Raw genomic sequence first — 11,330 nt, 5'->3', positions numbered from 1 at the left:
AATTTTCCCGATTTCAAAGGCGAACACTATCGTTCCTTCACTGAATTTCTCCCTCCGCCTCCTCGCTTCTCTCGGAAGCAGACCTTTCTCGACACGTTGACCGCCATCCCAAGATGGCGGTCTTTTCGATGCGAAAGCGTTTCTTCGGGCTCCGATTCGTCTCGAGTCTTCCCATTTGGTTTAACCATACTTAGGTAGATAGAAAAGGAGGAACATCCCATGCTGCGAACACTTCCCACTTTCCCTGTGCCGCTGGGCACTTATACGGTCGGTTTGACCGAGATGTCTTTTCTTGACTTGTCCCGCAAAGGGTTGTTCGATTTTGCGCCGGACGAATTCCGTGAAATTCCCGTCTTGATCTTCTATCCCGCCGATTCCGACCACGACCGTCCGCCGGCCACTTATTCGTTCAAGGAAGAAGCCGAACGCTTCAAGAAAGAGACCAAAGGACTCGTTTCCGCCAGAAACCACCTGATCCGGCTGTCGGCTTATCGGGATATCCCGATCTCTACGCGGCAAAGCGAGTATCCGGTCCTCTTGTTCAATCACGGTTATGCCGGTCATCTGATGCAGAATACGGTGCTGTGCTCGGATCTCGCCAGCCGGGGATACTTGGTAGTCTCGGTCGGACATCCCTACGAATCGGGTACGCTGCGGTATCCGGACGGACGAAAGATACCGGTAAACCCGTCTTTATCCGAAGATATCACGCAGACGCTGCGTTCCCGGATGCCCCAGTTCAAAGCGATGCAAAAAAAGACGTTCAGCGATGCCGAGATCGGACCGGCGGCCGCCGACTTCTACCGGAATTTCAAATCGACAAAAGTGTGGGAACATGTACGGATCTGGGCGGATGACAACCGATTCGTGGCCGACAAATTGGAACAGTTAAATGAAGGAACCCTGCCTTCCCTGTTCACGGGAAAGTTAAAGCTTGGAAGCGGAATCGGCGCGATCGGCCATTCGTACGGGGGATGTGCGGCGAGTCAAGCCTGTCTGGACGACGCCCGATTCGTGTGCGGAATCAATCTGGATGCCCCCACCTATGGCGATTACGGAGACCGGGATATGGGGAAACCCTTCATGATTCTTGGCAGCGAGCTGATGGAATGGCTGGCCCGGCCCCATTTTCTCGCCAATTCCGGCGACGCGTATCTCGTTATCGTCGAAGGCACCAAACATATGGACTTTACCGATCTGATCTTTTATGCCGGGCATCTCAAATGGTTGAATCTGCTCGGCAGACGCAATCCCATGCAGCTGCGCGAGATCATCTCCGGTTATACGCTCGCTTTTTTTGACCGGTATCTCCAGCCAAACGGCTCTGCCGGGGTCGAGATGCCCACGTTCGACAAAGTGCGTGTGCGCATGAAGAAGACAGCAGCGGATTGAACAGGCAGGATTCGGCGGGCGGGCGGTCTCTTTTTACGCTTGGGGATCCGCTTCGGGGCGCTGCGCCAAGCTCATCCCCCGCTCGAATTCATCCGGCGGAACCGGACGTCCGAACAGATATCCCTGAATTTCGTCACAGCCGTTTTTTTCAAGAAAAGCAAGCTGTTCTTCGTTTTCTACGCCCTCGGCGATTACCGTGATCTTCAGGTTGTGGGCCATGGCGATAATCGCTTTGACGATATCCCGGTCGCCCGAATCGCTCTCGATATCCCGGACAAAAGACCGGTCGACTTTCAAACGGCTGATCGGCAGCCGCTTGAGATAATTCAACGAGCTGTATCCGGTTCCAAAATCGTCGATCGAGATTTGGGCACCCAGATCGCGCAGCTGCCGCATTTTGCCGGAAGCGGACTCCACGTCCAGCGTCATGCCTTCCGTGATCTCCAGCTCCAGATACTCCGGCGGATAACCGGTTTCCTGCAAAATGCTTCGAATCAGCTCGACCAATCCCGGCTGCCGGAATTGCCTCGGTGATAGATTCACCGCCATGATAAACGGTTCGTAGCCACTGTCGATCCATTTCTTCCCTTGGGTGCAGGCGGTCCGAAGTACCCACTCGCCAATCTGGAGAATAAGCCCCGTTTCTTCGGCAAGCGGAATGAAATCTGCCGGCGAGACCCATTCGCTGTATCCCCGATGCCAGCGCAGCAGGGCTTCCGCGCCGATCCGCCGGGTCGGAAAAAGCGAGACCTGCGGTTGATAGAACAAATACAGCTCGCCGCGTTCAAGCGATTTGCGCAGATCGTTTTCAAGCAGGATACGGGCTCCGTCCTGCGTCTCGCTGTAGGCATCGTAGACCGCGTACGTATCTTTACCGGCTTCTTTTGCCGCATACATGGCGGCGTCGGCATTTTGCAGGAGGGAAGCCGCGTCCGTACCGTGCTCCGGATAAAGACTGATCCCGATACTCGGCGTGACGAACAGCTCATAGCCCCCCACTTCAAACGGCCGAATGAAAATATCGAGTATACGCTGGGCAATAAGTTCGCTCTCGGGCACCTGTCCGTCGATCAGCAGAACCACAAACTCGTCGCCGCCGTGCCGGGCCACAAATTTGTCGGGACCGAGCGAATCGGAGAGCCGACGGGCGATCTCCATAAGCAGCGTATCTCCAGAGCTGTGACCCAGTGAGTCGTTAACCAGCTTGAAGCGGTCCAGATCCAGGTACAAAATAGCCAGTTTGAGCTTATCCGCTTTGACCTGCCGGATCGTCTCGCTTAATTTCTCCTGAAAAAAACGCCGATTCGGCAGTCCGGTCAGACTGTCATGATAAGCCATCTGGTAGATCATGTCGTCGGAGCGGTTCTGTTCGATCGCAAGTCTCGCCAGGTAGCATACCTTCCGGGTCAGCTCCAATTCTTTGGGGGTCGGCAGACGCGCTTTTTCGTAATACATGGCAAATGTGCCCAAGACTTCGCCTTCGCCGTCCAGCATCGGAAGCGACCAACTGGCCCGCAAATTGTACTTGAGCGCCACAATGCGATATTTTTCCCAGACTTCGCTGCGTTCGATATCTTCGACAATCACGATTTCTTTGCGCAGGACGGAAGCTCCGCACGAACCTCCCTGCTCATCCGCGGTGATGCCGTCGATCGTCAGCAAATAATCCAGCGGAAGGCTGGGTGCGGCCAGATGAAAAAGAGCATTCTGCTTCGGATCGTAACGCAAAATCGAACACTTCGCCCCTGTCTGGTATTCCGTCATTCGCAGCAGCTTATCCAGGATATCTTCAAGCGGAGTCGATTTGGCGATCATCTCAAGCACCCGATTCTGATCGTCCAGAATCTGGACGGCCTGCTCCTGCTCGGTAATATCCCGCGAAATGCCGAGCAGCCCGATTACCGCGCCGTTTTTGAGTACGGGTACGACTCGGGCATCCACCGTAATCAGCCCGCCCGTTTTTGACCGAAAAGAAAATCCGACCTGCTCCGGGCAGCCTTCTGTTAATACTTTCCGAAAGCATCGTCGGGCTCGAGACAAGTCGGTCGGCAGCAGATAACTGCTGAACCGGGTTCGGAGCAGTTCTTGCCTCTCATAGCCGCTTACCCGCTCGCCGCTCGGATTGATGTCCGCGATTCGTCCGTCGGCATACAACAGAAATACCGCCTCCGTGCTGTAGATGTACAAAGAACGGTAAATTTGCTGCGCTTCTTCGAACAAGGGATGGGATTGATCCGGGTTTTCTTCTATTCCGCTCATTGTCATCTACCTTTCGGATTTTTTCTCTATCTCTCAATACCTTTAAAAGGTTCTCCTGTAACACATTCTCTTCGAAAGGGGAGGTGTCCTGTCGCCGGGCAATAAAAAAACCGGGAACGCCCGCAGTATGCCGGGAATTCTCGGTTTTTTGTTGGGATTCATCCGCTCTCGCCGTCTGAAAGCTTCTTCCGTTATTCCAAAATCAGGACGCCGTAAGCCGGAATCTCGGCCGCCCCTTCAATCGTTGTTCCGCTCAGCAGGTCGGTACGCGGTTCGCTCAGCACAATGCTTGCAGCATCGGCTCCGTAATTGAGCAGGAAGACATAACTTCCCTGTTCATTGGCACGGATTCCGATCTCGACCTGCTCCGGCACGGTCAGCCAGTCTCTGATCGGCGCCTGAATATCGAGCAGATCGAGGATCGTGTCCACGACCGGTTCGCTGAAGGCGGCTCCGTAATACCACGCTTCGCCCCGCCCTTGTCTGCGCTTTGTCAAAGCGGGACGGCCCGCATAATAGTCTTCCGCATATTCCGCCATCACTTCCACCGCCGGATCTTCCACATTCAAAATATCGTTGAAATTTTCCGCATAAGCTTCTCTGGATTCGCTGCTTTTCGTCCAGCGCAGCGCGGGGGCTTGGACTGTGCCTTTGATCACTGTGAAGTCTTCCACCGTAATGCCGCACAGCTGCGCAGCCGGTCCCGGAAAAGACTCCATCCGGCAGTGGCCGCGCTCGTCTTTGTACCCGGTACGGGCACCGAAGATCAGCTTGCCGCCGCCTTCGACATAAGACGTTAACAGCTTGGCCGTCTGCTCTGTCAGAATCGCGGCATGGGGATAGATCAGCAGCTCATACCGACTCAGCCGCTCCAGTTCCAGATTCTCTCGGGATTCCCGGCGAAGATACACCATATCTGCCGGAATATGCCGATACTGCAGCTGCTTGTACCAGGCATTGGTGCTGCGGGCGGTCAGCGGTCCGTGCCAGACATCGAACTCGCCGTCCCACTCATTGTCGTAATCGCGCAGAATCGCCACTTTTGCCTGATACGTGGTTCCCGCTATTTTTGCTCCGACCGCCGCGAATTCCTGTCCGACCTGCGATGCTTCGCGTACTCTCCGGTTGGGGCGATTATGGTAATCGTTTAGGCCGTGCCAGTAGATTTCCGTGCCAACCGTCGCCGTGCGCCAGCGGAAATACATCACCAGATCGGCGCCGTGCAGCACCGATTGGTATGTCCACAGCCGCATCTGCCCCGGACGCGGAGACGGCATATCCATACGGTTCACCCAACCTCCCGGACCCGCCTGCTGTTCCATGATGCAGAAGTTCGGCGAGACATCGCGTACCGCACTGAGATGAAGGCTCCATTTGCGGTCCAGCAGCGGCTTCTCATCGGTTCCCGGAAAGATTGCCGAGAATTGCGGATACGAATCGTACGAGAAATAATCCAACAGTCGGTCCGTCAGCGTATGACTGTCCAGATGCGCGAACATGCCGTTGGTCGTGATCTCATGCTGCGGTGCGACCTCGCGCAAAATGTCGGCCTGGATCTGCGCGAACTCCAGCACGCTGTCCGAAATGAAGCGCTTCTCGTCCAGGGCCAGATGCGGATTGGGTGAATCGGTGACGGTCGGGCGCGGCAGATAGACCTGTTCCCAATCGGTATAGGTCTGACTCCAGACCACCGTTCCCCACGCTTCGTTCAAAGCTTCCAGCGTTGCATACTTGCGCTGTGCCCATCGGCGGAATGCCGCATGGTCGGCTTCGGCATAGAAGACGCTGGTCTCGCAGTTGAATTCGTTGTCGAGCTGCCAGCCGACAATCGCCGGATGGTCTTTGAAATGCGCGGCCATTTCCCGGGTAATGATGGCGCAGAGTTCGCGGTATTTGGGGCTGTTATAGTTGTAGTGTCGGCGCATGCCGTGGCGGTACAGTGTCCCGTCCTGCCCGGCATTCAGCACTTCGGGATACTTGTGCGTCAGCCAGGCGGGCGGCGTTGCCGTAGGCGTTCCCATAATCACTTTGAGTCCGTGCCGATGCGCGGCATCCAGTGCCCGGTCGAACAGTCCGAACTCGAACACGCCTTCTTCCGGTTCGAACAGCGCCCATGCGAATTCGCCGACGCGGATCGTAGACATCTTCAGTTCGCGCATCCGCTTGAAGTCGTCTTCCCACAGCTCTTCTTTCCAGTGTTCCGGATAATAACATACACCCAGTTCCAACTGCTTGAGATGAATCGATTTGCCCATAGCGATCTGCCTCCGTTTTCGTTGTCGAATACCGATCCTGCCCGGATCGACTTGCGTCATCCGCCTGCGGCGATTGGCCGATTCCGGGCGTTGACTCCTGTCTGTATTGTAAGCGGGTTCGGTTCGATCCGATATAACGGGTTCTTGCGCAGATATCACTTTTTTGCGATTCCGAATATTCATAAACCTTATTAAGATGATACAATTTCATTACGTATAGCAATTATTTCTTCTTCGAAAGGAGTCCGATCATGCAGGAACATCTTTTCTTCCCTACGCCTTCTTCCCCCCATCTGCTCTGCTACCCGGACTTTACCGGCGGTTACAGTGGATATCCGTCGCACGCGGTCGATCGGCCGGCGAGGAGCGACGACCTGAAGCTTAACCGTCTGTACAATCTGCATCTGGTGCAGGGCGGCAGAGGAACCGTTGGGTCCGGCGGCGATGTATTCGAGCTGGAGGCGGGCAGCGGATTTCTGTACGGACCCGGATTGGCCCAACGTTATGCTTCGAGTTCCGCCGATCCATGGGATATCCGCTGGGTCCATTTCTCCTGCCTTGCGGCGGACCGGCTGCTCGGTGCCCGGGGGTTAAGCGAACCCTGGCTGTTTCGGATGCCCGACCCGTCCGGCGCTTATGCCTGTATGGAAGAACTGCTGGAACTCGGGCGGTCTTCCGATCCTAACCGGGAAGCGGAAGCTTCGGCGCGTCTGTATGAACTGCTGCTGCATCTCGTCAACCGGGCTTCTCCGCTTGCAATGCCCAGCGACCCGTCGATTCCCGGAATCCATGCGGCCGCCGAGTGGATTCGCAGCCGCTGCACCGACCCCTCGCTGTCGATGAGCGAAGTCGCCGCCGAAACAGGATACAGCGTGCCTTACTTCAGCCGCAAATTCCACCAGCTTATGGGCCGCACCCCAAGCGCGTACCTGCTGGAGTCGAGAGTCCTGCATGCCAAACATCTGCTGGTCGCCTCCTCGCTCACGGTTAGAGAAATCGCGGCCGCTTCCGGATTTTCGCAGAGCAGCTACTTTATTCAGTGCTTCCGCAAACTGGAGCAGACGACCCCCGAGCGATTCCGGCTGAGCCGGAGAGCTTGAGGAGGAAATGTCACTTTGTAAAATAATACCCTCGCTTCAATTCGTCCAATAGCCCTGGCTGCGCCGCTGTCCAGCCCAACCGTTTCTGCGTCAGCGCACTGGATACCGGATTGTCGGCGGACGCAAATGAACCGAGCCACCCGAAATGGGCTGCTGCCTGATCCGTACCAATCGATCGGACGGGCAGATTTCCCTGCTGGCCAATCGCTTCCGCTATTTGTGCAAAAGGCAGACCTTCTTCCGCAATCGCGTGGAACCGAGCACCCGCATTCCCCTGTTCGACGGCCATCCGGAACAATCGGGCCGCATCGAGCCGGTGCACGGCAGGCCAGCGGTTGGTCCCTTTGTCGATATAAGCGGAGGCTTGGCGAGTCCGGGCAATCCGAATCAAGGAAGGCAGCAGCCCTCCCCGGTCGCCCTGTCCGTACACAATCGGCGGCAGCCGCACCAGGGAGGCCCTTACCCCCTGCTCGGCCTGCGCCAACAGCGCTTTTTCCGATACGACGCGTCCGCCTCCGACCGATTCCGGATCACCTCCGTCGTCTTCGGTTCCCAATCTGCCGGGGCCGAGCGTCATTGTCGGCATAGCAATGACGAGCGCTCCCTGCCTGCCCGACAGCGCTGCTCCGAACGTTTCGATGGCGCTGCGATCGGCTCCGATCGCAGCCGCCATGAATCTCGCTGCCGCCTTGCGAGGATTTCCTCCAAGCGCGATACGCAGCCGCGCCGGCAGACCGGCATGCGAGAACTTATGAAAAAAAGCCGTATGCACAACGGCATCCGCTCCGTCCGCCGCCATCCGCAGCAGCTTCGTATCTTCGACCGATCCCCGAATAGCCGCTGCTCCGATCGCGTTCAGATGCTCGGCCGCCTGCCGCGAACGCACCAGCCCGATCACCTCATGGCCGTGCCCGATCAACTCTTCAACGATGGCCGATCCGATAAATCCGCTTGCTCCCGTTACCACAACACGCATCGCATTTCCTCCTTGTCGAACAAAGACTTTTCGGTTAACCCGCTTCATTCTCTGCTCAGTATAGAAGGAAAATCGGGCGAAAGTTTGACTGTTCCAAGCCTCTTATTGCCCGATTCGACGCTTGTAGGCCTAGAGGATACAGCCGCCGGGCTTCACCTCGCAAAAAGACCTGACGCACGAAGGCGGCAGGTCTTACTGTTCCGGGCGGAAGATACTCAAGAAGAACCCAGACGCTTCCACTTGGCCAGATCCCGACTCGGCGGGTTTCCGAAAAACCGGCTGTAATCGCGGCTGAACTGCGAGTCGCTGACATAACCGACCAACCGGCAGGCGCGGGTCGCGTCTTCCTGTTCGCCGGACAGCATCAACCGCCGGGCTTCCTGAAGCCGGAGCGCTTTCTGATACTGCAGCGGACTCATGGCCGTCACCGATTTGAAATGCTCCCGGAACGACGACTCGCTCAGATGAACCCGATCCGCCAATTCGGCAATTTTGAACGATTCGGCAAAATGGTTCCGCAGCCACTCGATCGCTTTGGCTACTCGCTGTACGCTGGATCCCGCCGATACGGTCTCTGCCACATACACGCCAACCGAACTGCGCAGCAGCCGGATAAAAATCTCGTCTTCGGCAAGGGACACCAGCAGACCGTCATCTTCGGCATCGTCCAGACAGGCGACCAAGCGCGACATGGCGGCGATCAGTGCCGGTTCGGCTTCCAGTACGTAGCTGGCTCTGCGTTGTTCGACCGTCGGCAGTCCGTTCGGATATACTTTTGGAACCAGCGCGGCAATTTTTTGCGGATCGAGATACACCCCTACCCCCAGAAAAGGTTCGGAAGGACTTGCCTGCACGGTCCGGATAGCTACCGGCAGCGCCACCGGAGCAATCAGAAGCCTTGCACCCGAGTATTCCGAAACTTCTGCGCCAATCTTGATCGTCTTGCTGCCCTGCGCCGCGAGTCCAACCGTCGGCCAATACATCGTATGCTTCTCTTCGGAAGGTTCGGGCTGGGAATATCGGTTCAGATAGAGGCCGGGAATCCGTGAAGCGGTCGTACCGTCCTGCGTGATATGTCCATCGACCAAACGTGCCAAACGGGACGTCTCTTCCTGAAGCTGTGCCGACAAAGATTCGTACAATCGTTTCATGATGCGGCATGCAGCTCCTATAAGATCAATTTGATTTGTTTCTACTTTAATCCTTTTTCCAAAAAAAGACGAATCTGACTGGGAAATTGTTTCCTTTTGCCGGATTTGTGGTATGTATACATAGTTATTATGATTGCAGGAGGAGAATGTGACTTTGATTAATCTAAATCAGGCAATTCAAATTTCGTTACCCGTCCGATTACATGCGGTCAGCGGCGAATTTTATGAAGGAGTTTGTACCCGGAACCCCAAAAACTCGTCGTTGTTCGATATCCATATCGATGAAGAAATCGTCACTCTGCCCCAATGGGCGGTCAAACGCATCTGGAAAAAGAAAACAACGTAAATAGTGCCCGGGCAGACAGCAAGATGATGCCTCTGCGGGCACTTTTTTTATGTCTAACTATAAATGTGCCTCTATCAAAAACAGGCCGCTTGAAGAGGGAAACCTCTCCAAGCGGCCTGCGTTAAATGAAAGTTAAATGGGGATGAATCGGTTGGCCGGAGCCGGATGAAGCCGGGGCTGAAGGCCCTTGCTTACATCATGCCGCCCATACCGCCCATGCCGCCCATATCCGGAGCGGAAGCGCCGGCAGGTTCTGGCTTGTCAGCGATAACCGCTTCTGTTGTCAGGAACATAGCCGCTACGGAAGCCGCGTTTTGCAGAGCGGAACGCGTGACTTTCGCAGGATCGACAATCCCCGCTTCGAACATGTTGACCCATTCGCCGGTAGCGGCGTTGTAGCCAATGCCCACTTCTTCTTTTTTGAGACGGTCCACGATTACGGAACCTTCTTCGCCGGCGTTAGCCGCGATCGTGCGGATTGGTTCTTCCAGAGCGCGCAGAACGATGTTGACGCCCGTTCTTTCGTCGCCGGTTACCGTCAGAGCCGCTACGGCTTTGTATACGTTAACCAGAGCCGTGCCGCCGCCGGATACGATACCTTCTTCAACGGCTGCGCGAGTCGCGTTCAACGCGTCTTCGATACGCAGTTTGCGTTCTTTCAGTTCGGTTTCCGTTGCCGCGCCGACTTTGACAACCGCTACGCCGCCGGCAAGTTTAGCCAGACGCTCCTGCAGTTTTTCTTTATCGAACTCGGAAGTCGTTTCTTCCAGCTGCGAACGAATTTGGTTCACGCGAGCGTCGATGTCGGTCTTCACGCCGGCACCGTCCACGATCGTCGTGTTTTCTTTCGTTACGCGAACCTGGCGAGCCGAACCCAACTGCTCGATCGTCGTCGCTTTCAGTTCCAGACCGAGCTTCTCGGTGATCACTTGTCCACCGGTCAGAGCGGCGATATCCTGCAGCATCGCTTCGCGGCGATCGCCGAAGCCCGGAGCCTTAACGGCAACCGCGTTGAATGTTCCGCGCAGTTTGTTCAGGACGAGCATAGGAAGCGCTTCGCCTTCGATATCTTCAGCCACGATCACGAGAGCGCGACCCTGCTGAACGATTTTCTCGAGCAGCGGCAGAATTTCCTGCGTCGTGCTGATTTTTTTATCGGTGATCAGGATGTAAGGATTCTCAAGAACCGCTTCCATCTTGTCCGTGTCGGTAATCATGTAAGGGGAAATGTAACCGCGGTCGAACTGCATGCCTTCCACGACTTCCAGTTCGGTTGCGAATCCGCGGGATTCTTCAACGGTGATTACGCCGTCTTTACCCACTTTTTCCATCGCTTCCGCAATCAGTTCGCCAACTTCGTCGTCAGCCGCGGAGATTGCCGCAACCTGAGCGATCGACTGTTTGCCTTCGATCGGCTTCGCGATGTTTTGCAGTTCGAGAACCGCAGCTTTGACCGCTTTGTCGATGCCTTTGCGGATAACCATAGGGTTCGCGCCGGCCGTTACGTTCTTCAGACCTTCGCGGATCATCGCTTGAGCCAGAACGGTAGCAGTCGTCGTGCCGTCGCCGGCTACGTCGTTGGTTTTCGTTGCGACTTCTTTGACGAGCTGGGCGCCCATGTTTTCAAAAGCGTCTTCCAGTTCGATTTCCTTCGCGATCGTTACGCCGTCGTTCGTGATCAGCGGGCTGCCGAATTTTTTCTCCAGCACCACGTTGCGTCCTTTAGGACCGAGCGTTACTTTTACCGCATTTGCAAGTGCATCTACGCCGCGAAGCATCGAGCGACGGGCTTCTTCTCCGAACAGAATCTCTTTAGCCATGGTCGAATAACCTCCCTGGGATATGGAATTG

The 11,330-nt window shown here is 55.9% G+C and carries 8 protein-coding genes; 3 read left to right on the top strand and 5 right to left on the bottom strand.

What is annotated here, in order from left to right; genetic code table 11:
- The first annotated feature begins 219 nt into the window (after positions 1-219).
- Complete coding sequence (locus HRQ60_RS20685; protein ID WP_172199686.1) at positions 220-1,392, top strand: alpha/beta hydrolase family protein; 1,173 nt, start codon at positions 220-222, stop codon at positions 1,390-1,392.
- 33 nt (positions 1,393-1,425) lie between these two features.
- Here HRQ60_RS20685 and HRQ60_RS20680 read toward each other — a convergent pair whose 3' ends face one another.
- Together HRQ60_RS20680 and HRQ60_RS20675 are read right to left on the bottom strand one after the other, a co-directional pair.
- Positions 1,426-3,651, bottom strand: coding sequence for a sensor domain-containing protein (locus HRQ60_RS20680; RefSeq protein WP_172199683.1), 2,226 nt, complete (start codon positions 3,649-3,651; stop codon positions 1,426-1,428).
- A 191-nt stretch (positions 3,652-3,842) separates the two neighbouring features.
- Positions 3,843-5,906 carry a beta-galactosidase gene (locus tag HRQ60_RS20675; RefSeq protein ID WP_172199680.1) on the bottom strand — a complete coding sequence of 688 codons (2,064 nt, stop codon included), beginning with the start codon at positions 5,904-5,906 and terminating at the stop codon, positions 3,843-3,845.
- Positions 5,907-6,157: 251 nt separating this feature from the next.
- Here HRQ60_RS20675 and HRQ60_RS20670 point away from each other — a divergent pair, with 251 nt between their 5' ends.
- Positions 6,158-7,006, top strand: coding sequence for an AraC family transcriptional regulator (locus HRQ60_RS20670; RefSeq protein ID WP_172199677.1), 849 nt, complete (start codon positions 6,158-6,160; stop codon positions 7,004-7,006).
- A 10-nt stretch (positions 7,007-7,016) separates the two neighbouring features.
- Here the strand turns inward: HRQ60_RS20670 and HRQ60_RS20665 are convergent, their stop codons facing one another.
- Complete coding sequence (locus HRQ60_RS20665) at positions 7,017-7,982, bottom strand: SDR family oxidoreductase (RefSeq protein ID WP_172199674.1); 966 nt, start codon at positions 7,980-7,982, stop codon at positions 7,017-7,019.
- Positions 7,983-8,197: 215 nt separating this feature from the next.
- The gene (locus HRQ60_RS20660; RefSeq protein ID WP_172199671.1) at positions 8,198-9,133 is read right to left on the bottom strand and encodes an AraC family transcriptional regulator; all 936 of its coding nucleotides are present in this window, start codon (positions 9,131-9,133) and stop codon (positions 8,198-8,200) included.
- Between the two features lie 148 nt (positions 9,134-9,281).
- Between HRQ60_RS20660 and HRQ60_RS20655 the strand changes: the two genes are divergently transcribed.
- A complete protein-coding gene (locus HRQ60_RS20655; RefSeq protein WP_172199668.1) occupies positions 9,282-9,479 on the top strand; it encodes a hypothetical protein in 198 nt (65 codons plus the stop codon).
- Between the two features lie 191 nt (positions 9,480-9,670).
- On the opposite strand, the gene groL is transcribed toward HRQ60_RS20655, so the two are convergent.
- Positions 9,671-11,299: a chaperonin GroEL gene (groL, locus tag HRQ60_RS20650; RefSeq protein WP_172199665.1), complete on the bottom strand. Its 1,629-nt coding sequence runs from the start codon at positions 11,297-11,299 to the stop codon at positions 9,671-9,673.
- Between the last annotated feature and the right edge of the window lie 31 nt (positions 11,300-11,330).

Origin of the sequence: Saccharibacillus qingshengii, assembly GCF_013185195.1 — a bacterium.
In the GTDB taxonomy this organism is placed as follows: Bacteria; Bacillota; Bacilli; order Paenibacillales; family Paenibacillaceae; genus Saccharibacillus; species Saccharibacillus qingshengii.
This window is presented reverse-complemented; position numbering and strand designations above follow the sequence as displayed.